Source organism: Pseudoalteromonas sp. MIP2626 (assembly GCF_013414205.1).
Classification (GTDB): Bacteria; Pseudomonadota; Gammaproteobacteria; order Enterobacterales; family Alteromonadaceae; genus Pseudoalteromonas; species Pseudoalteromonas nigrifaciens.
Window position 1 is genome coordinate 53,331 of sequence record NZ_JAATTW010000007.1, and the last position, 24,385, is coordinate 77,715.

Below are 24,385 nucleotides of genomic sequence, written 5' to 3' on the forward strand. Positions count from 1 at the left end.
ATTTAAAAACGTTGGCCAATAGACCAAAAGCGTGGCCCAAAAATATAACCTTTATCGGGGTCAATGTTGTTATATATATCTATCGCTTTTTGTAAGTAAAAATACCATGCAACAATAAATAAAATAGTAATTGAAAGCTTTATCCATTTATTTATTGAAAAAGTAAGCTGCTTATTTTTATTAACTCTTCCTAACAATAATCCCCACATTATAAATAACAATGTTTGGGAGACTGGCATAACGTGAACACCAGAAAATAAAGAATAAGTAATACCTATTGCAAATGAGTAAAATAAACTCTCAGTAATTATATCTTTTTTATGTATTTTCAAATGAATAATTGCTTGTTTAAATGTTATAAAAATGACTGATACTATAGATAGTAGAGCAATTAAACCCCACTCATTTAAAATTTCAATCAATGAATTGTGAGGGTGGCTAAATGGCGCGGAGTTACCCAGAGATATTTGAAATACACCGGGGCCATTGCCAATAAAAAAATGTTTTAGGGAGAGGTTTTGTAAAGTTGTTAGCCATATATCAATTCTGCCTGAAGAGCTGGTTCGTAAAACATCGAGGTTGCTATTGTTTAAAGAGTCTAAAATATAAAAAACAAACCAACTCAATAGTAAACATATTAACCCTGTTAACACTTGCTTTTTTAAAGTTGTTTTTAAAACAAGAGCAAAAATAGAGAAAGCTAAAAATGAGAGTAAAGCCCCACGAGCTTGCCCAATAAATATGAGTAATAAGTTTAAAAACAAAATTATAAATACAATACGCTGAATGTTTTTAAATTTTAGGAGTAGCACCAAAAATGGAAGAACAAACACCTGTACTTGATTAAAAAAGCGAATGTTAATAAAACCGGAGTAGATTACGTATGGGTTTAATGGCTGTTGTTCTGATAGCGTAAACATAATATTTAGCAAACATATTAAAATCAAGCTCGTATGAGTTATCAATAATGCATAAATGATAAATAAAATAGACCTTTTGTCATTTATGGTACTTACGTAATACATAGTTAAAATAAGTAAGCTTATATGAAACGTGTACAGCAGACTAAAACTTTGCTCCATACTCATCAATGCAGATAAGCAACCACTGAAAATAAAAATTAAGTACAACACACTGCTTTTTTTATTTAGTGAAAGCTTAAAAGTAGGTTTTTTATTACCTAAAAAAGCAGTAAGCACTAGAAGGCTTATGATAAGTAAAAAAGCTATTTGGATGATTCGTTGATGATTATGAAAATCATACGAAGTTATAGGTATTAAAGGGATTAGCGTACATAGAAAAAACAAGCTAATAAGCGATGGCTTTATTATATTTACTATATTCATAAGTGTTAATTCTTACGCATTAAAAAAGCGCCTAATTAGGCGCTTTAAAAAATTAATAAATTATTATGACTGTGGGCAGCTTTTAGGAGCTAGAGTTGCATCTGTTAGTTCTTCAGTTTTGCAAGTCCATTTACCAGCATCAGTTCTTGTCCAAGTTAAAGTTGCGTCTTTAATTTGAGTTGGAGCGTTAGCTATTGTACATTTAATATAGTCTTCACCAATATCAATTGCACAGTTTTGGGTAGTTGCACTTAGGCCTGTTTGTTCGTTAGTTGGAGTACCTGTACCACTGTTTTTGGCAATCTCAAAACCTGTTTTACCTGCAGAAATTTCGGCTAAACCAGCAGTTAGTTTCGATGTAGATTGGTACTTTGAATAAGCAGGCAATGCTACTGCCGCTAAAATACCTATAATTGCTACTACGATCATTAATTCAATTAGGGTGAAACCCTTTTGGTTCTGTTGTGTCATTGTTTTCATGTTTCCTCTCCTAAAGGATAATGTTGTGGTAAATAAACGTTATTTAAGTAGCACTATTGCTTGGCTTAATTTGTTTATTTAACCTGTTTACTTAATTTGTTTATTTAACCTGTTTACTTAATTTGTTTACCTAAAGAAACAACTTTACTGTACAGCGTATTTTAGTTTGTATAAACAAGAACACGCTGTGCATTTAGTTATTAAAGTTACCAATATTTAGCACTTTAATGTGTTATTTAGTTACTTTTATATTTATAAATTAGCTTATATTTTTAGGTATAGCCGTATAAATACTTAACTTTTTATACATGTCATTGCACTCATTAATATTAAAGCAGCTGATTAGTGCTTTTATATTAATGTTACATTCATTTATAGTTCAACAGCGTGAGTTTACCACTGTTTTTTACTTTTTAGTACACGGATTATATTTTAAAAAAGCATTTTATTTAACAAAATGTTAAAAAACAATCCTTTCGGGTTATTTAATGCTTTATAGGATCTATTGTCAATGAATTAGCGCAGTTTAAATTTAAAGTCTGCGTTATTATTAATCAAATCGCATTGATAAATCGATTGATTGTAAGTTTTTTGTTAACGCCCCGCTCGATATAAAGTCTACCCCAGCTTGTGAGTAAGTTTTAAGCGTTTGTAGGGTCATATTGCCCGAAACTTCAAGTTTTGCGCGTTTGTTAGTAACTACTACAGCTTGCTTTATTTGCTCTACGTTAAAGTTGTCGAGCATTATAATATCGGCACCGGCATCTAGCGCTTGTTTTAGATCAATAAGTGATTCAACTTCTACTTCTATTGGTTTGTTTGGTTGGTTTTGTTTAGCTTGCGCCACGGCTTTGTTTATACCGCCACACGCTGCTATGTGATTTTCTTTTATTAAAAACGCGTCGTATAAACCAATACGGTGGTTTGCACCGCCGCCACATTTAACGGCGTACTTTTGTAAAATGCGTAAACCAGGTATGGTTTTACGGGTATCGAGTAGTTGGGTTTTTGTGCCCGCAAGTTCTTTTACATAATGAGCTGTGGTAGTAGCCGTGCCCGAAAGTGTTTGTACAAAGTTAAGTGCTGTACGCTCGGCAGTTAAAATAGCGCGAGCCGAGCCTGTTGCTGTAAATAAAGTACTGTTAGCTGTAACTGCATCGCCATCGTTTACTAGTACATTTACTACAACGCTTGGATCTACTTGCTTAAATACTTCAATAATTAGGTCTTTACCACAAAATATGCAGTCTTCACGGGTAATTACTTTAGCGTTTGCTTGCTCGTTTTCAGGAATAAGTTGCGCGGTAATGTCGCCATTTTCAGCACTTTGGTAATTTAAATCTTCACCAAGTGCAAGAGTAACTAGTTGACTAACTAAAGTGTGTGGAATAGGCATAAAAAAGCTCGTAACAGTAAATAAATTAAGCAAATTTTACTATGTTTGAATTGCAATAACCAGCTTTGTGGTAAAGGCAGGTGTCAGGTTTTAGGGAAGAGCAGGTTTCAGGTATCAGGCATCAGGTTTTAGGTAGAAATTAGCCAAGCTCGGTATTTAGGTTATGAGTAGGTAGGGCTTTATGCCGCGCAGGTTAAAATTAAAAAACTGCGCGAGGTAAACTCGCGCCTACAAGTTCAAGACCAAACCAAGCTCGGTGTTTAGGTTATGTGTAGGCGGGGCTTTATGCCGCGCGGGTTAAAATTAAAAAGCTGTGCGAGGTAAATTCCCGGCTACAAATTCGGTGGCTGGTAAGCTTTTATTGCTGCGTCTATCATTTTTAAATTAAATCCTTTAGCATCGATGTTATGTCGATCTTTTGATTTAAATTATGAACATAGATTTAAATGGGGTGGTCAATAGTGCTGTGCAGCGTGGTTGTACGCATTTTGATGAGCGCCCGAGTGATACAGACGTTTCTTTATTGGTAATTCATAATATATCCTTACCAGCGGGGCAGTTTGGCACGCCTTATGTTGATGATTTATTTATGGGCACACTTAATTGTGAAGCGCATAGTAGCTTTAGCGATTTACACGGTGTGCGGGTGTCGGCGCATTGCTTTATTAAACGCAGCGGTGAGCTAGTGCAGTACGTGCCATTTACTAAACGAGCATGGCATGCTGGGGCGTCTGAATTTAATGGGCAAACTAACTGCAATAACTTTAGCATTGGCATTGAGCTTGAGGGAACCGACACCACAGCTTATACTTTAGCGCAATACACTAGTTTAAAAACACTAAGTAAAGCCATAATGCAACGCTATCCAAATATAACAATAGAGCGAATTGTAGGGCATTGCGATATAGCACCAGGGCGAAAAACAGACCCTGGTAGTAGCTTTAACTGGCATTTATTTTTAACTATGCTTAAACAATCAGGCTAAGTGAGTAACAACAATGATTTTGGTTTCGATAATAATTGCATTAATACTTGAGCGCTTAGGTGCTCGTTCAGCCCATTGGCAAATTAGCTACTACGCAGACGGTTATGTAAATCGCTCGGCAAACCTGCTCACTAATAAAGGCGTATTTGGCTCGGGTGTTGGCTTTTTAGTGTGGCTACTTTTACCTGTACTGGCTATTGGTTGTTTATATTTGCTGTCTGACTTTGTGCTGTGGCAACTTATTTTTAATGTAACAATATTATTAGTCTGCTTTGGTTGTGCTAAGCAGCGTGCCTTATATAAGTCGTACTTAAATGCTTTAACCCGAGATGATAAAACCGCAGCCACTTTATATGCACTGCAAATGGGGCAAAACCGTACAGAAGAAGAGCAAGACGGCGAAACAGTTGGGCAAACCCTGGCATGGGTTAACTTTAGATTTTACTGCGCGGTGATTTTTTGGTTTGTAATATTAGGCGTAGCCGGTGCGGTTTTATATGCACTCGTACGCACATTCGCCGATTTAGTAACGCAAGATGACGACGAAATAATAGCAAAGCATTCTAAAATGCTACACAGATTATTATTTTGGCTTGACTGGTTACCAGCGCGTATTACCAGCTTTGGTTATTTAGTAATAGGTAACTTTAATAAAGGCACTAGTTGCTGGTTACGCTACGCGCTTGATTTTTCAAGCCCTAACCGCAAAGTGGTTACTTACACCGCCTTAGCCGCAGAGCAAGTAGAAAAACGCTACTACGACTGCGCGTACGAAGCCACTTGTATGATTAAACTGGTAAAACGTAATGTATTGTTTTATTTAGTACTGATTGCATTATTAACCCTGTTTGGTGGGCTGGATTAAAGGGCAGGCTTTAGGCGTCAGGTTTTAGGAAGAGATAAAGCCAAGCTCGGTGTTTGAGGTTATACGTAGGCGAGGGGCTTGCCACCGCGCACGTAGTGCGAATGTTTTAAGTAATTATAATTTTTGTTAAAAATATCGCGCCAGCAAGCTTGGCACTACAAATTCCAGACAAAAGATAAAACTAAGCACGGTGTGTGGATTGTGTAAGTGCGGTTTTACACTTCTCTTTTCAAACAAAGATACTATTTCACAAAGAGAAGGCAATGAGAGTAAATGAGGAAACATTAAAAAAGTTAACATTTTAAGCTATTACTTTTCACTGCTCTAAAGCGCAGCGCTCTCTTAGCCTCTTTGTGAATAAACCGGCTGTAATTAAAGTTACACTGCTGACTACGGGGTGTTTACTTATTTTTGACTGCTAACACCTAAACTCTCCGTTATCACTTTTACCCTCCCTGGTCTGACCAATTTATTTTCGTCTCATTTACCTTTCTTTATTTATACTATTTTGTGTATTCTTTAAACTTTGCGCTGAATGCGTTACGCTGGCTAAGTGTCCTTAAAGCTACTGTAAATTGACAGCAATTAGGCTTTTTGTTACCGTATGTCAAAATTTGGTATGACCAATTTACCTTTTGGTTAAATTGTTCAGTTCAAAGCCTGGTTTTAAGGGCTTTTGGTATTTATACAACGCGGACGTTGACTGATGTCTTTAAAGATTAAAGCTGCAAAATTATCGGATGTGATTTTACAACAACTTGAGAACATGATTCTTGAGGGGTCGTTGGCACCAGGCGAAAAACTGCCACCGGAGCGTGAGTTAGCTAAGCAATTTGAAGTATCGCGGCCATCACTGCGCGAAGCGATTCAAAAGCTTGAAGCTAAAGGTTTAGTAACTAGGCGCCAAGGCGGCGGTACGTATGTAAAAAATCAGCTAGAAGAAGGGCTTACTGATCCGCTGTTTGATTTGATCAGTAAACATCCAGAGTCGCAGTTTGATTTACTTGAATTTCGCCATGCATTAGAAGGGATTGCTGCGTATTACGCTGCACTGCGTGGCACCAATAACGATTTTATTAAAGTAAAACAAAGCTTTGATCAAATTGCTTTGGTACAAGACGACTTACAACAAAAAGCGAAAGCAATAAATGCTTTTCATTTTTGTATTGCAGAGGCGTCACATAACATTGTTTTACTACATTTAGTGAGAGGCATGCAGGCATTGCTTGAGCAAAATGTATTACAAAATTTAACCGTGTTATTAACAAAATCAGATATCAGTAACCAATTAGGCCACCACCGTGGTTTGCTAATGGATGCTGTTATTGAAGGTAAGCCCGAAGAAGCACGCTTAGCTAGTAATGCGCATTTAGCATATATAGAAGAAGCATTACTGGAAGCGGGTAAAGAACATTCGCGAATTGAACGCAGTTTAAGACGCACCAAACAAAATTAAGCAAATACATCCTTACTCAAAATTAGTAAGTGGGATGTGTTAAATACACAACATTCGTATTTTAAACATAAGGAAACCTCCATATGTCTGAAGTCAATAAAATTGACGTAGACGCGCTAGAAACACAAGAGTGGTTACAAGCTCTTGAATCGGTTGTGCGCGAAGAAGGTGTTGAACGAGCTCAGTTTTTACTTGAGCAAGTGTTAGAGCAAGCCCGTTTAGATGGCGTAGATATGCCAACGGGTATTACCACTAACTACGTCAATACAATTCCGGTAGAGCAAGAACCTGCTTACCCGGGAGATGTAAATATTGAACGCCGTATTCGTTCAATAATTCGTTGGAACGCGATAATGATTGTATTGCGTGCATCGAAAAAAGATCTCGATTTAGGCGGCCATATGGCGTCTTACCAATCGTCTGCGGCATTTTATGAAGTGTGTTTTAACCACTTTTTTAAAGCACCAAACGATGTAGACGGCGGCGACTTAGTTTATTACCAGGGTCATATTTCTCCGGGTATTTATGCGCGCGCATTTGTTGAAGGGCGTTTATCGGCATCGCAGCTAGATAACTTCCGTCAAGAAGTAGGTGGCGAAGGCTTACCGTCGTACCCGCATCCTAAATTAATGCCTGAATTTTGGCAGTTTCCTACGGTTTCTATGGGCCTTGGTCCAATTTCGTCTATTTACCAAGCACGCTTTTTAAAATACCTAGACGGCCGTGGCTTAAAAGACACTAAAAACCAACGTGTATATGCGTTTTTAGGTGATGGCGAAATGGATGAGCCAGAATCACGTGGCGCTATTTCATTTGCTGCACGCGAAAAGCTAGACAACCTATGTTACTTAGTTAACTGTAACTTACAGCGCCTAGATGGCCCAGTTATGGGTAACGGTAAAATTATTCAAGAGCTAGAGGGCCTATTTAAAGGCGCTGGCTGGAACGTAATTAAGCTAGTGTGGGGCAGCGGTTGGGATATATTACTGGCTAAAGATAAAACCGGTAAGTTACTACAGCTAATGAACGAAACGGTTGACGGCGATTACCAAACGTATAAAGCGAAAAATGGCGCGTATGTACGTGAACATTTCTTTGGTCGTTACCCTGAAACAGCAGCACTTGTTGCTGATATGACAGATGACGAAATTTTTGCGCTTAAGCGTGGTGGTCATGAGCCATCTAAATTATTTGCTGCATTTAAAAAAGCAGAAGAAACCAAAGGTCGTCCTACTGTTATTCTTGCTAAAACCGTTAAAGGTTACGGCATGGGTGAAGCGGCTGAAGGTAAAAATATTGCGCACCAAGTTAAAAAAATGGACATGTCGCATGTTGCACACCTACGCTCACGCCTAGGCCTTGACGATTTAATATCTGAAGAGCAACTAACCGAACTGCCTTATTTAACGCTTGAAGAAGGCACTCCTGAGCACACTTACTTACACGCTCGTCGTGAAGAGCTTAAAGGTTATACACCTAAGCGTATTGCACGCTTTAGCGAAAAGTTAACAGTGCCAGAAGTAGAAGCGTTTAACCCGCTACTTGAAGAACAAAAACGTGATATTTCTACCACTATGGGTTTTGTTCGTGCACTTAATATTTTATTAAAAGATAAAGGTATTGGTAAAAACATAGTACCTATTATTGCCGACGAAGCACGTACCTTTGGTATGGAAGGTTTGTTCCGCCAAATTGGTATTTATAACCCGCATGGCCAAAACTACACACCTCAAGATCGCGATATTGTTTCTTACTATAAAGAAGCTACATCGGGTCAAGTACTGCAAGAAGGTATTAACGAGTTAGGTGCAATGTCGTCATGGGTTGCTGCAGCAACATCTTACAGCACCAACGATTTACCCATGATCCCATTTTACATTTACTACTCTATGTTTGGTTTCCAACGCGTTGGCGACATGGCATGGATGGCAGGCGATCAGCAAGCACGTGGTTTCTTATTAGGTGCAACAGCCGGTCGTACTACGCTTAACGGCGAAGGCTTGCAACATGAGGATGGCCACAGCCATATTCTTGCCAGCACAGTACCTAACTGTATTTCTTACGATCCAACGTACGCATACGAAGTAGCGGTTATCATTCAAGATGGTATTCGTCGTATGTATGGTGACGATCAAGAAAACATTTACTACTACTTAACGTTAATGAACGAAAACTACCATCAGCCAGCTATGCCAGAAGGCGCTGAAGAAGGTATTCGTAAAGGTATTTACAAGCTAGAAAGCTACGCAGGCAAAAAAGCCAACGTACAGCTATTAAGCTCGGGTACTATTATGACTGAAGTACGTAAAGCAGCTAAAGTATTGAGCGAAGACTACGGTGTTGCGTCTGACGTATTCTCGGTAACGTCTTTTAACGAGCTAACGCGCGATGGCCAAGATGTTGAGCGCTTTAACATGCTTAACCCTGAAGGCGAGCAAAAAACTGCGTATATCACTAGCGTATTAAACGATTCAGTAACGGTTGCAGCAACCGATTACATGAAAAATTACGCAGAGCAAGCGCGTTCGTTTATTCCAAGCAATAACTATAAAGTGTTAGGCACCGATGGTTACGGCCGCTCTGATAGCCGCGAAAACCTTCGTCGTCACTTTGAAGTTAACGCAGACTACGTTGTAGTTGCTACGTTATCTGAACTTGCTAAACGTGGTGAAGTTGAAAAGTCGGTAGTTATTGAAGCACTTAAAAAGTTTAATATCGACACCAACAAACTTAACCCACTGTACGCATAAGAGGTTTGCAATGAGTATTGAAATTAAAGTACCCGATATCGGTGGTGATGAAGTAGAAGTAACCGAAATCTTAGTAGCCGTTGGCGACGTTGTTGAAGTTGACCAAGCATTACTAACCGTTGAAGGCGACAAAGCATCAATGGAAGTGCCGGCCGATACAGCTGGCACAGTAAAAGAGATTAAAGTAAGCGTTGGCGACAACGTAGCTACTGGCTCTTTAGTGTTTATCTTTGAAGGCGAGAGTGAAGGCGAAAGTGCAGATAAAAGCGCAAGTGCAGACAAAAGCGCAAGTGCAGACAAAAGCGACAGTGCAGCAGAGCAAAAAGCGCCTGCAACTGACGCTAAACCAGCACCAGCGGCTTCTAGCTCTGCAGCACAAGACGTAACCTTGCCAGATATTGGCGATGACGAAGTTGAAGTAACTGAAATTTTAGTAGCCGTTGGCGACAGCGTTACTGAAGATCAGTCTATTTTAAGCGTTGAAGGCGACAAAGCATCAATGGAAGTACCTGCGCCATTTGCTGGCACAGTTAAAGAAATTAAAGTAGCGACTGGCGATACAGTAAAAACCGGTTCATTGGTATTTGTATTTGAAGTAGCGGGTAGTGAGTCTGCAGCACCTGCTGCTGAATCAACACCAGCCGAAACTAAAGCAGCGCCAGCGGCCGAGCAAAGCTCAGCATCAAGCACAAAAGAAGTTAACGTGCCTGATATTGGTGGCGACGAAGTTGAAGTGACCGAAATTTTAGTAGCCGTTGGCGACAGCGTTACTGAAGATCAATCGTTACTAAACGTTGAAGGCGACAAAGCAGCAATGGAGCTTCCGGCACCGTTTGCAGGCACAGTTAAAGAAATTAAAGTAGCTACGGGCGATAAAGTATCGACCGGCTCGTTAATTTTTGTTTTTGAAGTTGCTGGTGGCGCACCTGCTGCAGCCGCTAAACCTGAAGCCGAAAAGTCAGCACCTGCTGCTAAAAGCGAAAAACCAGCACCAAAAGCCGAAACAGCGACGCAATCTGCTCCAGCAGCTAGCAACGAAAGCTTTGCGAATAACAGCGCGTATGCACATGCATCGCCTGTGGTACGCCGCTTAGCACGTGAGTTTGGTATAAACCTAGCTAATGTAAAAGGCTCTGGTCGTAAAAACCGCGTAGTAAAAGACGACGTGCAAAACTATGTTAAAAACCTAGTTAAGCAAGTTGAATCAGGTCAATTGTCGGCAGGTAAAGGCAACGCAGGCGGCAGTGAGCTTGGGCTTATTCCATGGCCTAAAGTTGATTTTGCTAAGTTTGGCGAAATTGAAGAGAAAAAACTATCGCGTATTCAAAAGCTATCGGGTAAAAACTTACACCGTAACTGGGTGCAAATCCCACATGTTACTCAGTTCGACGAAGCCGATATAACTAGCCTTGAAGAATTTCGTAAAGAGCAAAATGCCCTTAACGAGAAGAAAAAGCTAGGTGTTAAAATTACGCCATTAGTATTTGTAATGAAAGCCGCAGCAAAAGCGTTGGCCGAATTTCCAACTATTAACTCGTCACTGTCTAACGATGGCGAAAGCTTAATTCTTAAAAAGTACATTAACATTGGTGTAGCGGTTGATACGCCAAATGGTTTAGTAGTACCTGTGTTTAAAGATGTTGATAAAAAAGGCATTATTGAACTATCGCGCGAGCTAATGGAAGTATCAGCTAAAGCACGCGACGGTAAGCTTACCTCGGCAGATATGCAAGGAGGCTGTTTTACTATTTCAAGCTTAGGCGGTATTGGCGGTACGGCATTTACGCCGATTGTTAACGCGCCAGAAGTGGCTATTTTAGGTGTGTCTAAATCTGAAATGAAGCCAAAATGGAATGGTAAAGAGTTTGAACCAAAACTTATGGTGCCATTGTCAATGTCGTACGACCATAGAGTGATTGACGGTGCGCTAGCAGCACGCTTTACTGTTACGCTGGCAAGCTACATGAGCGATATTCGTCAATTAGTGATGTAATCGCTAAAAATGTATGAAATCAAATCCCAGCCAGTTGTTTTTTGCTGGGATTTTTACCATTTGCAATGATACAATCTTTGCACAGAATTTCTGCCTCGCAGAAGCATGGCAGTTAAACCTTGGGGCTGTGTCCCGTTCAAATAATTAAGGTAATAGCATGAGCAACGAATTAAAAACTCAAGTTGTTGTACTAGGCGGTGGTCCTGGTGGTTACTCTGCGGCTTTCCGTGCTGCTGACTTGGGCTTAGAAGTTACACTAGTTGAGTCTCGCGATACACTAGGCGGTGTATGTCTAAATGTGGGTTGTATCCCTTCAAAAGCGCTTTTACATGTAGCTAAAGTAATTGATGACGCAGCGGCAATGGCCGATCATGGCGTTACTTTTGGCGCACCACAAATTGACTTAGACAAAATCCGTTCATGGAAAGACTCTGTTATTGGCCAACTTACTGGTGGCTTAACTAGCATGTCGAAAATGCGTAAAGTTAAAGTTGTATACGGTTACGGTAAATTTACTGGCAGCAACACCATTGCTGTTGAAGGCACCGACGGTACAACAACAATTACCTTCGATAACGCAATTATTGCTGCAGGTTCTAAACCAGTTAGCTTACCTTTCATCCCAGAAGATGACCGCGTAATTGATTCAACTGGCGCACTAGAGCTTAAAGATATCCCTGAAAAGCTACTTGTACTTGGTGGTGGTATTATTGGTCTGGAAATGGGCACAGTATACCGTGCACTAGGTTCAGCAATCGACGTAGTTGAATTTGCTGATCAACTAGTACCAGCTGCCGATAAAGACATTGTTAAAATTTACCAAAAGTACGTAAGCGACAAATTTAATGTAATGCTTTCTACTAAAGTAACGGGCATTGACGCAAAAGACGATGGCCTATATGTAACGTTTGAAGGTAAAAACGCACCAGCAGAACCAGTACGTTACGACAAAGTACTTGTAGCAGTTGGCCGTACACCAAACGGTAAGTTACTTGATGCAGATAAAGCAGGCGTTAACGTTGATGAGCGCGGCTTTATTAATGTTGATAAGCAGCTTAAAACAAACGTTGAGCACATTTTTGCAGTGGGCGACATTGTTGGCCAACCTATGCTTGCGCATAAAGCGGTTCACGAAGCACACGTTGCAGCTGAAGTTATTTCTGGTCAAAAACATTACTTTGATCCTAAATGTATTCCTTCAATTGCCTACACAGATCCAGAAATGGCGTGGGTTGGTGTAACTGAAAAAGAAGCAAAAGAGCAAGGCCTTAGCATTGAAACTGCGGTATTCCCGTGGGCTGCATCAGGTCGTGCAATTGCATCTGCACGTACTGAAGGTTCTACTAAGCTTATTTTTGATAAAGAAAGTGGCCGTGTCATCGGTGGCGCTATGGTTGGTATTAACGCAGGCGAAATGCTGGGCGAAATTGGCCTAGCAGTAGAAATGGGCGCAGATGGCGAAGACTTAGCACTTACCATTCATGCTCACCCAACATTGAACGAATCAATCGGCCTAGCAGCTGAAATTTACGAAGGTTCAATCACTGACTTACCAAATAAAAAAGCAGTTAAAAAGAAAAAGTAATTTCTTTTAGTTAATTGTTTAAAAACCCAAGCCCAGCTTGGGTTTTTTTATGGGCGAAAAGCAGGTTTTAGGTATCAGGTTTCAGGCAGAGATCAAACCAAGCTCAGTGTCTGGAGGTATGCGTAGGCGGGGCTTTATGCCGCGCTTATTAATATTAAAAAACTGCGCGAGGTGAACTTTCGGCTACAGGGTTGTATTACCTTATTGATACCTAAAACCTGAACGCTAAAATACTCTTTTCACTGCGCCCTTACATATCTATTTTTATCAAATATAGCTACAATGCGCGCCTAATTTATTTAAGGTAAACCCCCAGTGAAAAATGCCGTTTTAGCATTACGTGCCCAACAAATAAGCGAATCGCGCCGTGAGTTTAACGCTCGAGGCGCTAAAATGACACGTTGCCAGCAATGCTTACTTGCAGAGCTTTACTGTATTTGCGAAGGGGTTATACAGGCCGATTGCGACGCAGCTGTTTGTTTACTTATGTATCATAATGAAAGCTTTAAACCTTCAAATACTGGGCGTTTAATTGCCGAAATAATACCTGAAAACTATGCATTTAGATGGGATAGAACCGATCCTGATGCCAAACTATTAGCATTAATAAACGATCCGCAATATCAACCTATGGTGGTATTTCCTGCTGAAGATGTAGAGCCGGGCAGAGCCGTAACTGAAGTAAATATAACAGCCGGTAAAAAACCGCTATTTATATTTTTAGACGGAACCTGGCGCGAAGCTAAAAAAATGATCCGCAAAAGTCCGTATTTAGATAACCTTCCGGTATTATCGATCACTGCCGACAAACTCTCAGACTACCGTCTACGTGTTGCTCCCCATGCGCATCAACTTGGCACTGCAGAAGTTGCTATTATGGTGTTAGCGTTAGCGGGAGAGAAGGATGCAGCCACAAAATTAGAACAGCACTTTATAAAATTCCGCGACGCGTACTTGTTAGGTAAACGCAATAAAGGCAGGCCAGAGTAAAAGAGTAGGTTTTAGGTGTTAGGTATCAGGCTTTAGGCAGAGATTAAGCCCAAATCGGTGTTTAAGTTGCCCGCAGGCGGGGCTTTATGCCGCGCTTGTTAAAAATTTAAAAAACTGCGCGAGGTAAACTCCCGCCTACAAGTTTAAAGGCAGGTTCTAGGTATCAGGTTCTAGGTTTCAGGCAGAGGTAAGCCAAGCTCGGTGTTTAATTTAACCGTAGGCGGGGCTTTATGCCGCGCTTATTAAAATTAAAAACATTGCGCGAGGTAAACTCCCGCCTACAAGATTAAGATCAGGTGCTAGGTATCAGGTTTTAGGCAGAGATTAAGCCAAGCACGGTGTTTAATTTAATCGTAGGCGGGGCTTTATGCCGCGCTTATTAAAATTAAAAACATTGCGCGAGGTAAACTCCCGCCTACAAGATTAAGATCAGGTGTCAGGTAGAGATTAAGCCAAGCTCGGTGTTTAAATTACTAGCAGGCGGGGCTTTATGTAGCGCTTGATAAAATTAAAAAAACGCGAGGTGAATTTCCTACTACAAGTTCGGTATTTTATGTTTTTTTAATATGGTTTTAAAAGCGTAAATTTTGGGAGACAACGTAAGGAGTTTTAAATTTTTCTTGAGGAAAGAAAAATTGGGGCGATTGACGGGGCTTGAACCCGCGACAACCGGAATCACAATCCGGGGCTCTACCAACTGAGCTACAACCGCCACAACACACCTTGGTTGGTGTGAGGCGCATAATACATAAAGTATTAAAAGTTGTGAAGCAAAAAAGTGAAAAAAATTAAAAAAAGAGTGAAATAGCATGTTTAGTGTGTGTTTTGCACGAAAAGCAGTCAAGTTAACTAATATTTTAATAAGTAACTGGATTAAAACTTATTTATGCAAACCCATTATCTAATGAATCTAAAATGTAAATAATATATAATTTGCCGATAAAATCAGATGAACTACTTTCAGGATCAAAAATGGAATCGGTACTTAATTGGCTTAACGAAAACTCAGGCCTAATTTTACATTATGGTATACAAGCGGTAATAGCGCTGGTTATCTTTTTATTAGGTGGGCGAATTGCAAAGTTTTGTGCAAACTTAACCGAAAAAGCATTCGACAAAAAGAAAGTAGACAAAGCAGTAGGCTCATTTGTTTCTAGTATTGTATTTGCCATAGTATTTATGGCGACCGTTTTAATGGCGCTGTCGCAAATAGGGATCGAAACAACCTCATTTATTGCTATTTTAGGTGCTGCTGGTTTAGCTGTAGGTTTAGCACTACAAGGCTCGCTTTCTAACTTTGCATCAGGCGTGCTGATTATTTTACTACGCCCTTTTAAATCGGGTGACTACGTAGAGGCAGGTAATAAAGCCGGCACCATTAAAAAAATCGAAATATTTTCAACAGAGCTGCGCACCCCAGATAACAAAGTTATAATAATGCCAAATTCAAAAATCATGTCAGATGCAATTGTTAACTACTCACGAGAGTCAACACGCCGTATAGATTTAGTTATTCGTGTAGATTACGACGCCGATTTACGCAAAGCGAAAGAAGTGCTTAAATCAATACTCGATAGCGAGTCACGCATTTTAAAAGATCCGGCTTATAACGTATCAGTATCTGAGCTTGCTGAATCAAGCGTAAACTTTATAGTTCGCCCGTGGGTTGAGTCAGCCGATTATTGGCCTACGTACTGGAGTTTACTCGAAGAAATTAAAATTATATTTGATGAGCAAGGGATCAATATTCCAGCTCCTCAGATGGATGTACATTTACGCAAACAAGATTAATTTACTTACAGCTATACAAAGGTTATTTTTAAATGAAATTAAAGCTTTTATCAATTTTAGTTGCAGCAACAGCAGCAACTAACGCATTTGCAGACGACGCTGAGCAAAAAACCTGGGAAGTTACCAGTGAGCTAGGCGCTATTATTACCAGCGGTAACACCGAAACCACCACACTTAAAGGTGGTATTAAGGTATTGCATCATCTAGAACGTTGGAATAATGAGTACAAAATCGATGGTATCTACAAAGAAGACGAAGTAGAAAACGACGATGGTACAAAAGACAAACAGCGTACTAACGAAAAATACGCTATTTCTGCACAAGGCAATTACAAATTAAATGAAAAACACTCGCACCTATTCATTTATGGTTCACACGTTTCAGACTATTTTGGTGCCTATAGAAGTGAGTCGGTAGTTTCTGCTGGTTATGGTAGGCGTTTAATTAACGAAGACACTATGTGGCTAAATGCTGAAGTAGGCCCAGGTTATAAACGTTTTAAATACCCTGACGAAAGCAGCGAAGTTGACGACAACGGTAATTCACTTGCGGGTGAGTTCGAAGGCGAAATTATTGCCTTAGGTAAGTTAGATTACAACTGGCAGATTTCTGATAATGCCCGTTTTACGCAACTAGTAACAGTAGAATATGGTGACACCAACACCAAAACACGTTCAGAAACAGCACTACTTGCTAAAATAAACGGTTCATTACAAATGAAGGTTGCTTACAACATTATTAACAACTCAGATGTTGCCGATGATAAAGAAAGCACCGACACAGAGACCTCGCTAACACTGGTTTACAGTTTTTAACCAATAATATCAAGTTAATGACAATTAAATGACTAAAGGGGCTAAAGTCCCTTTTTTATTAGCCTAATAGTAATGTACAATACGCAGCAATTCTTGTTGTAGACCTAGGGAAATACCTACTTGTGAACCTTTTTAAACACTTATTTAGTGCTTTAGTATTAATATGCGGCTTTAGCGCATTAGCACTTACTCCGAGTGCCTCGCAGCTAGAACAATTTAAAAAATTACCAAAGTCTCAACAGCAGGCATTGGCAAAGCAGTACGGTGTTGATCTATCGGTAATAACTGGGTCAAGCCAATCAAGTAATCAACCTACTGTTGAAGAACCAACAATTGGTGAACGCGATTCTATACAGCAGCAAAACCAAGCAGAAATTAACAAAAACCAATTCAAACCAAAAACAGACGAAGTAAAGCCATTTGGTTACGAACTTTTTGCCGGTGAACCGACTACATTTATGCCTAGCGAAACCGCAGCAGTGCCCGACACCTATTTAGTAGGGCGTGGCGATCAGCTACTAATTAACTTTTACGGTAAAGAAAGCGATAGCTTTGAAGTAATAGTTGATCGCGAAGGGCGTATTAGCATCCCTAACTTAAGCCCAGTGCAAGTTGCAGGTTTAACCTTTGCAGAGGTTAAAGAGTTAATAAAAGTTAAAGTAGAACAAGAAATTATTGGCGTTAAAGTATTTGTGTCGCTTGGTCAGTTACGCAGCATGCGTATTTTAGTACTTGGCGAAGCATACAAGCCTGGTAGTTATAATGTATCGTCGTTAACTACCGTATCGCATGCATTATTTGTAAGTGGTGGTGTATCTGATATTGCTTCACTGCGTAACATTCAAGTAAAGCGTGCGGGTAAAGTAGTCGCTAATTTCGATTTGTACGACTTACTTATTCATGGCGATAGCAGTAACGATATAATTTTAAAGCCAGGTGACGTAGTATTTGTACCTTCAGTTGGTGCACAAGTAAAAGTAGAAGGCTTAGTGAAACGCCCAGCTATTTTTGAGCTAAAAAAGGGCGAAACAGCCAAAGAGCTATTAGCTATGGCAGGCGGCCTAAAGCCGGGCGCTTATACTAAAAATGCCGTGGTAGAGCGTTTTAAAAACAACCGCAAAGAAGTACTTACCGTAGACTTTTCTGCTAATAGCATAAACTATATTCCCCAAGACGGTGACCGCGTACGCTTTAATACCATAAGCTCACAATATAAAAATTCAGTTAATTTAATCGGTGCCGTAGTACGCCCTGGCAGCTATCAATGGCACCAAGGTAAACGTATTTCCGATGTTCTAAAGTCGGTACGTGGCGATCTACTTCCCCAAGCTGATTTAAGTTATGGCTTGGTGGTACGTGAAGTAAATATAAGTGGCGATATAGAAGTACATCAGTTTGATGTAGCTTTAGCTATTATTAAAAATAGCGAAAACGACCTAGCCTTAAACGCCAATGATAAAATACTTGTATTTAGTGAGTTTGAAGAAAAACAAGATGAAAAGTTAACGTTAGCAGCAACTGGCTCAGGTACTAAAAAAGATACATCAATTGAGCAAGCTGCAACACAAGGTGAAAATAGTAACCAATTAAGTGCAGCAAGTTATACACCTTATAGCCGTAATAATTTATTAGCGCCAATCATTAAAAAGCTTAAACGCCAAGCATCGACCGAGCAAGCTATTCAGTTAGTAGAAGTTAACGGCAGTGTTACTTACCCAGGTGTTTACCCACTAACTATAGGTGGCGAAGTTGCTGACCTTGTGACGGCAGCGGGTGGCTTACTTGAATCAGCTTATACCAAACAAGCCGAAATTACCCGTATGGTTGATGGTGATGCTTCAAAAGTAGAACATATAAAAATAGACTTTGATCAAGTAGTAAATGGTAATGAACAAAACCGCATTGCTTTACAAAGTAAAGACAGCTTAAATATTTTTGCAATTCCAAACTGGCAAGAAAACGTAAAAGTAACTTTAAAGGGTGAGTTATTATTCCCAGGTACTTATACAATTCGCCGTGGCGAAACATTAACTAATTTGTTAGAGCGCGCAGGTGGATTTTCAGATTTTGCAGAGCAAAAGGCAGCGGTATTTATTCGCCAGTCAGTTAAGCAGCAAGAGCAACAGCAGTTAGCGCGTTTGGCAACTGAGCTAAGACGCGACGTAGCATCAAAGAGTTTTCAAGACTCTGTAAGCAGCAGCGCGCTTTCGTACGACGAAATGAACAAGTTACTTAACGATTTGGCAAGCGTGGAAGCAGTTGGACGTTTAGTTATCGACCTGCCTTTAATTGCAAATAACCAGCAAAACTTAGTGCTACAAGATGGCGATACACTTTATGTACCGAGTAAGCGCGACTCTATCAGCGTAGTGGGAGAGGTTAATTATGCAACTACACACTTATATAAAGCGGGTATAAGCGTAGACGACTACCTTAAGCTAAGTGGTGGTCTTAAAGAGCGTGCTGATGACGACCGCATTTATATAATTAAAGCGAATGGCTCGGTAAAAATACCTAACACGGGTAATTGGTTTGCAGTTAATAACTCAGAGCAGCTAGAGGCAGGCGATACCATAGTAGTACCTATGGACGCAGGGCATATGGACAAGCTAACGCTGTGGAGTACCGCAACGCAAATACTGTATCAATTAGGTGTAGCAGTAGCCGCAATCGGTAGCCTTTAAGTAAAGTAATAAATTAAAAACTAAAACCAAAGTAATCCTTTGGTTTTAGTTAACATGTACAAAATAGTGAAAACAAAAATTAGCAATTAAATCAGTACGTAGGAACTGCAACCTAGGGGCGGAAGCGTGTCTGAATGACTTGAAAGTAAATGGTTTTACTTCCAAGTTGAAGCAAGACACCTCTGCGACGAACCGGACCGCAAGCCTGGCTGCAAGACTAATAAATAGCTTTAGCTATCAACCGAGATTTATATGAACAATAACCAAGCAAATATAAAAGAGAATAACGAATACGTGCAAAGCCATAACAATAACATCGCTGACGACGAAATCGATTTACGTGAGCTGTTTGCTGTAATTTGGCAAGGAAAATGGTTAATAATAGCAATTACAGCACTGTTCGCAGTTGCATCCGTTGTTTATGCTATTAACCAACCTAACATTTATAAGTCGGAAGCGTTATTAGCGCCTGCAGAGCAAGAAGGTGGCGGTGGTTTAAGTGCCTTAGCTGGGCAGTTTGGTGGTTTAGCCAGCTTGGCGGGTGTTAATTTAGGTGGTGGTTCAAGTAATAAAGCCCAATTAGCCATTGAGGTGTTAAAGTCACGCCAATTTACCAGCGACTTTATTCAAAAGCATAACATCTTACCAGACTTAATGGCTGCTAAAACGTGGGATATGCAAACGAATACGGTTGTATATGATAGCGAAATGTACGATGCTCAAAATAATAAATGGCTACGTGAAGTTGAAGCGCCTTTTAAACCTGAACCATCTATGCAAGAAGCCTTTAAGGTTTTTAGCAAAATAATAAGTGCAAGTACTGATAAAGAAAGCGGTATGGTTACCGTGTCGGTAGAGCATGTATCTCCTAGTGTTGCGCAGCAATGGGTTAGTTGGCTGATTGAAGATATTAATCAAACTATGAAAGAGCGCGATGTGTTAGAAGCAATAAAAAGCACCGACTTTTTAACACAGCAGCTAGAGCAAACCAAAATAGCTGATATTCGTGCAGTGCTATACAAGCTAGTTGAAGAGCAAACTAAAACAATTATGTTTGCTAAAGTACGCGACGAATATGTATTTAAAACCATTGATGCGGCATTAGTGCCAGAAGAGAAGTTTAAACCTAAGCGCGCTTTAATCTGTGTGCTTGGCGTACTTTTAGGTGGCATGCTAAGTGTAATGATAGTATTGATCAGACACTATGTAGCCAAGGATAAAGACTAGGTTTAAACGTCTAGTTTTTTGAGGGCCTATTGGGCACTTTTAAATAAAAGTATAAAAACAAGCAATTACAAAAAGATAGTTAAAATTGACTGTCTCAATTTAGAAAAAAGTGTCTCAGTGAGTTAAAATAATACTGAGATAGAAAATTGTTAAAATGCAACTTCATCATGACCAATCGGTTACTCAGAGTGTGAATGCTGGGATATTTTACACCGTAAAATAGTAAAAATTAACTCCTGTGCTTCTATGAAGTTGACATAAAGACGTAACTAAATCTGGTTACGCTAAAAGCTGAATTTGATTTATTAAAGGATATAAAAGTGAAAGTATTAACGGTATTCGGTACTCGCCCTGAAGCTATTAAAATGGCTCCATTGGTTCATGCTCTTGCTGCAGATGATCGCTTTGAATCAAAATGCTGTGTAACAGCACAGCACCGTGAAATGCTGGATCAAGTGCTAGAACTATTTAAAATCACGCCAGATTACGATTTAAACCTAATGAAAGCGGGCCAAACGTTACCTGAAGTAACTAGTCGTATTTTATTAGAGTTAACGCCAGTACTTAAAGAGTTCAAACCAGATGTAGTGCTAGTACATGGTGATACAGCAACCACCTTTGCTGCGAGCTTAGCTGCATATTATGAGCAAATAGCTGTCGGGCATGTTGAGGCTGGTTTACGCACCGGCAATATTTACTCACCGTGGCCAGAAGAAGGAAATCGTAAATTAACCGGCTCCCTTACTAAGTACCATTTAGCACCTACTGAAAATTCAAAAGCTAACTTACTTAAAGAAAATGTCGCAGCTGAAAATATATCGGTAACAGGTAATACAGTCATTGATGCGTTACTAATGGTTAAGCAACAAATAGAAAATGACACCGATTTAAGTAATACACTAGCTGCACAGTTCCCAATGCTTGATGAAAACAAAAAGCTGATTTTAGTTACCGGCCACCGCCGTGAAAGTTTTGGGGGCGGTTTTGAGCGCATTTGCGAGGCATTAGCGCAAACAGCTAAAGCGCACCCAGATAGCCAAATACTTTACCCAGTACATTTAAACCCAAATGTACAAGAGCCTGTAAAACGTATTTTAAACGATGTAAACAACGTCCATTTAATTGAGCCGCAACAATACTTACCTTTTGTATACTTGATGAATCGCGCACATATAATTTTAACTGACTCAGGCGGCATACAAGAAGAAGCACCTAGCTTAGGAAAACCTGTACTCGTTATGCGTGATACCACAGAGCGCCCAGAAGCCGTAGATGCGGGTACAGTTAGGTTGGTTGGCACCGATATAGCTAAAATAACTTCAGCATTAAACGAGCTCTTAACTAATGACGAATCATATAAAACTATGAGCCGCGCTCATAACCCATATGGTGACGGTAAAGCTTGCCAACGTATTTGCGATATTTTAGCAAAGAATTAAAAAGTGCAAGGTTAAAAATAAATTCTTATATCTTGATATTAAAAACTAGCTTAAAGAATAATTAAATTAGAGTTGTAGGCGAGAGTTTATCTCGCGCATTTCAAAAAGGATCACCATGTCATTTAATACGATTTCAGTTGTTGGTTTAGGTTATATTGGTTTACCAACTGCAGCCATGTTCGCATCACGCAAAAAGAAAGTAATAGGGGTTGATGTAAATCAACATGCAGTCGACACTATTAATCGTGGTGAAATACATATAGTAGAACCTGATTTAGATATGATTGTTCATGCTGCAGTTACTGAGGGGCACTTAAAGGCAACAACAGTACCAGAGCCTGCTGATGCATTTTTAATAGCCGTACCAACACCGTTCAAAAATAATGATTCTGAAATACCTGAACCTGATTTAAGTTATATCAAAAAAGCCAGTGAAGCTATTGCGCCAGTACTTAAAAGAGGTGATTTAGTTATATTAGAATCAACATCACCTGTTGGCGCTACAGAACAAATGGCGGTGTGGTTAGCTGCTGCTCGACCAGATTTAACATTTCCGGGCCCCGAAAGTAGTTATACAGATACAAACATAGATGTAAATATAGCACATTGCCCAGAACGTGTATTACCAGGTCATGTTGTTCGTGAGTTAGTAGAAAACGATCGCGTAATAGGTGGAATGACAGCTAAGTGCTCAGCCCAGGCTGTAGAGCTTTATAAAATATTTGTACAAGGCGAGTGTGTTATTACTAATGCTCGAACTGCTGAGATGGCAAAGCTCACTGAAAATTCATGCCGCGATGTGCAAATAGCTTTTGCTAATGAACTTTCAATAATTTGTGACAGGTTAGATATAGACGTCTGGGAGCTTATCTCATTAGCTAACCGCCATCCACGTATTAATATTTTACAACCAGGGCCTGGTGTTGGTGGGCACTGCATAGCGGTGGATCCTTGGTTTATTGTTAGTAAAACCCCAGAACAAGCTCAAATAATTCATACCGCGCGTAAAGTAAATGACGCCAAGCCACAATGGGTAATTAATAAAGTAAAGCTCGCAATTGCTGATTTTTTACAAGCTAACCCAACTAAAACTGCTAAAGATGTAACTGTTGCTTGTTACGGCTTGGCTTTTAAACCAGATATCGATGACTTACGTGAAAGCCCTGCTTTGAATATAACCAAGCAAATTGCAGAATTACATGCAGGTACAGTAATTGCTATTGAGCCAAATATTCAAAAATTACCGCAGTCTTTGGACAAAATATGTAATATTGAATTAGTCGAACTATCAGACGTAATAGCAGACATAAATGTATTACTCGTAGACCACAAGGAGTTTAAAATTATGGCAACAAGACCGAAAAATGCACTGGATATCAAAGGTGTTTGGAGCTAATTCTAAATTTTTGGGTGGCATATGGGTTTATCCCTTGATAAATTAAAAGTTACTTCATTATTATTTCTATTGTGTACTTGGGGGTTTTTATTTAGTAACTTACTTATAGCTTGGTTACCAAGCTTATCGTTTTTTTTTCTGTTACTTAGGGATTCTTGGTTATTATTACTTATAATATTAATGGTAGTTAAAAAGCGATATGTTTCAATTTATTTATATTTTTGTATTCTATTTATAGGTTTACTCCCATTAATTTATAGACATGATGTAGCTGCTATAAAAACAGCTTTTTATGGTATTCGAGACATATCCTTATACTTTTTAATCGCAGAGCTTTTACTGTTAAGTAATAGCTTGACCATAAAAATAGAGACTATAAAAGTTTTTTTATATTTTATATTTTATATTATATTATTAACCTTAATTATTGATATTTTTTTAGCAATAGACTTGACTGAGGTTTTGTTTAGAACAAGTACATACTTCAAAAGTAAAGGGGTCGATAGTAATCTTAGCTCAGGTTTATTTGGCGATCGATTAAGCGTTCCATTCTATTCTTCAGCATTAGTTTGCACACTTTTTTCAGTGGTATATTTATTTCAAAATAATAGAATATACTCAAAAAAAGAGAGTGTATTAGCTCTTTTTTTCTCAATTTTGACTTTATCAAAAGTGCTATTATTTGTACTTGCTTTTAGGTTGATGGGGGAAAAGTGGAAAAGAGTGTTTTTTCTCCTGTTTTTGTTTTTAATTCCTTTTCTGGTTTGGCTAAACTCATATCGTACAAACATAACAGATGGGATTCTATCCTATCATTTAGCAAGTACTTTTCACCATATCAAGGCGTTTTATTTAGCTTTTGAAGTTGGTCTCCTAGATTTCTACCCAGATTTAATAGGTAGCCATAGTGTAGCAGGTAAAAACTTTTTAGAAATTGACATGTACACTATTGAATCATCATTTTTAACTAGGGTTTTAGACTTGAAAATATACTCTTTATTTTTTTTCGTTTATATAGCTTATGTTTTCTTTATGTTTAACAATAAGTTAAAGTCTAAGTTCTACTTCATGTTTTTACTATTGATGTCCCTTACAGCTACGAGCAACCACCCCGTTGCATATATTCCTTTTATATTTTTATTTTCAAATATCAACAATTCAACACTAAAAAGAGCGTAAGTAAAGAG

The 24,385-nt window shown here is 39.2% G+C and carries 17 protein-coding genes and 1 tRNA gene; 14 read left to right on the forward strand and 4 right to left on the reverse strand.

Features of this window, described 5'->3' with window-relative positions; genetic code table 11:
• Nucleotides 1-2 precede the first annotated feature (2 nt).
• The 3 genes from HC000_RS05875 to nadC form a co-directional block, all read right to left on the reverse strand.
• Nucleotides 3-1,346: an O-antigen ligase family protein gene (locus HC000_RS05875; protein ID WP_179807193.1), complete on the reverse strand. Its 1,344-nt coding sequence runs from the start codon at nucleotides 1,344-1,346 to the stop codon at nucleotides 3-5.
• A gap of 63 nt (nucleotides 1,347-1,409) precedes the next feature.
• A complete protein-coding gene (locus HC000_RS05880) occupies nucleotides 1,410-1,826 on the reverse strand; it encodes a pilin (protein ID WP_179807194.1) in 417 nt (138 codons plus the stop codon).
• 550 nt (nucleotides 1,827-2,376) lie between these two features.
• Nucleotides 2,377-3,222, reverse strand: coding sequence for a carboxylating nicotinate-nucleotide diphosphorylase (nadC, locus tag HC000_RS05885; protein WP_179807195.1), 846 nt, complete (start codon nucleotides 3,220-3,222; stop codon nucleotides 2,377-2,379).
• A 430-nt stretch (nucleotides 3,223-3,652) separates the two neighbouring features.
• Between nadC and ampD the strand changes: the two genes are divergently transcribed.
• The 7 genes from ampD to HC000_RS05920 all read left to right on the forward strand — a co-directional run bounded on the left by ampD (nucleotide 3,653) and on the right by HC000_RS05920 (nucleotide 13,846).
• Nucleotides 3,653-4,207: a 1,6-anhydro-N-acetylmuramyl-L-alanine amidase AmpD gene (gene ampD / locus HC000_RS05890; RefSeq protein WP_179807196.1), complete on the forward strand. Its 555-nt coding sequence runs from the start codon at nucleotides 3,653-3,655 to the stop codon at nucleotides 4,205-4,207.
• Between the two features lie 13 nt (nucleotides 4,208-4,220).
• Complete coding sequence (ampE, locus tag HC000_RS05895) at nucleotides 4,221-5,072, forward strand: beta-lactamase regulator AmpE (RefSeq protein WP_011327100.1); 852 nt, start codon at nucleotides 4,221-4,223, stop codon at nucleotides 5,070-5,072.
• 706 nt (nucleotides 5,073-5,778) lie between these two features.
• Nucleotides 5,779-6,528, forward strand: coding sequence for a pyruvate dehydrogenase complex transcriptional repressor PdhR (gene pdhR, locus HC000_RS05900; RefSeq protein ID WP_011327101.1), 750 nt, complete (start codon nucleotides 5,779-5,781; stop codon nucleotides 6,526-6,528).
• Nucleotides 6,529-6,611: 83 nt separating this feature from the next.
• The gene (gene aceE, locus HC000_RS05905) at nucleotides 6,612-9,278 is read left to right on the forward strand and encodes a pyruvate dehydrogenase (acetyl-transferring), homodimeric type (RefSeq protein WP_011327102.1); all 2,667 of its coding nucleotides are present in this window, start codon (nucleotides 6,612-6,614) and stop codon (nucleotides 9,276-9,278) included.
• 10 nt (nucleotides 9,279-9,288) lie between these two features.
• Entirely contained in the window at nucleotides 9,289-11,271 is a 1,983-nt protein-coding gene (gene aceF, locus HC000_RS05910) for a pyruvate dehydrogenase complex dihydrolipoyllysine-residue acetyltransferase (RefSeq protein ID WP_179807197.1), read from the forward strand.
• 157 nt (nucleotides 11,272-11,428) lie between these two features.
• The gene (gene lpdA, locus HC000_RS05915) at nucleotides 11,429-12,856 is read left to right on the forward strand and encodes a dihydrolipoyl dehydrogenase (protein WP_179807198.1); all 1,428 of its coding nucleotides are present in this window, start codon (nucleotides 11,429-11,431) and stop codon (nucleotides 12,854-12,856) included.
• A 315-nt stretch (nucleotides 12,857-13,171) separates the two neighbouring features.
• Complete coding sequence (locus HC000_RS05920) at nucleotides 13,172-13,846, forward strand: tRNA-uridine aminocarboxypropyltransferase (protein WP_179807199.1); 675 nt, start codon at nucleotides 13,172-13,174, stop codon at nucleotides 13,844-13,846.
• Between the two features lie 636 nt (nucleotides 13,847-14,482).
• Here HC000_RS05920 and HC000_RS05925 read toward each other — a convergent pair.
• A tRNA-His gene (locus HC000_RS05925) sits at nucleotides 14,483-14,558 on the reverse strand.
• Nucleotides 14,559-14,818: 260 nt separating this feature from the next.
• Here HC000_RS05925 and HC000_RS05930 point away from each other — a divergent pair.
• The 7 genes from HC000_RS05930 to HC000_RS05960 all read left to right on the forward strand — a co-directional run bounded on the left by HC000_RS05930 (nucleotide 14,819) and on the right by HC000_RS05960 (nucleotide 24,377).
• Complete coding sequence (locus HC000_RS05930; protein ID WP_011327107.1) at nucleotides 14,819-15,637, forward strand: mechanosensitive ion channel domain-containing protein; 819 nt, start codon at nucleotides 14,819-14,821, stop codon at nucleotides 15,635-15,637.
• A gap of 32 nt (nucleotides 15,638-15,669) precedes the next feature.
• A complete protein-coding gene (locus HC000_RS05935; RefSeq protein WP_179807200.1) occupies nucleotides 15,670-16,452 on the forward strand; it encodes a DUF481 domain-containing protein in 783 nt (260 codons plus the stop codon).
• Nucleotides 16,453-16,574: 122 nt separating this feature from the next.
• Nucleotides 16,575-19,136 carry an SLBB domain-containing protein gene (locus HC000_RS05940; protein WP_179807201.1) on the forward strand — a complete coding sequence of 854 codons (2,562 nt, stop codon included), beginning with the start codon at nucleotides 16,575-16,577 and terminating at the stop codon, nucleotides 19,134-19,136.
• 252 nt (nucleotides 19,137-19,388) lie between these two features.
• A complete protein-coding gene (locus tag HC000_RS05945; RefSeq protein ID WP_179807202.1) occupies nucleotides 19,389-20,363 on the forward strand; it encodes a Wzz/FepE/Etk N-terminal domain-containing protein in 975 nt (324 codons plus the stop codon).
• Nucleotides 20,364-20,683: 320 nt separating this feature from the next.
• On the forward strand, nucleotides 20,684-21,802 hold the full coding sequence (wecB, locus tag HC000_RS05950) for a UDP-N-acetylglucosamine 2-epimerase (non-hydrolyzing) (protein WP_179807203.1): 1,119 nt from the start codon (nucleotides 20,684-20,686) through the stop codon (nucleotides 21,800-21,802).
• 115 nt (nucleotides 21,803-21,917) lie between these two features.
• Entirely contained in the window at nucleotides 21,918-23,198 is a 1,281-nt protein-coding gene (gene wecC / locus HC000_RS05955) for a UDP-N-acetyl-D-mannosamine dehydrogenase (RefSeq protein ID WP_179807204.1), read from the forward strand.
• A gap of 21 nt (nucleotides 23,199-23,219) precedes the next feature.
• Entirely contained in the window at nucleotides 23,220-24,377 is a 1,158-nt protein-coding gene (locus HC000_RS05960; protein ID WP_179807205.1) for a hypothetical protein, read from the forward strand.
• Nucleotides 24,378-24,385: the final 8 nt, after the last annotated feature.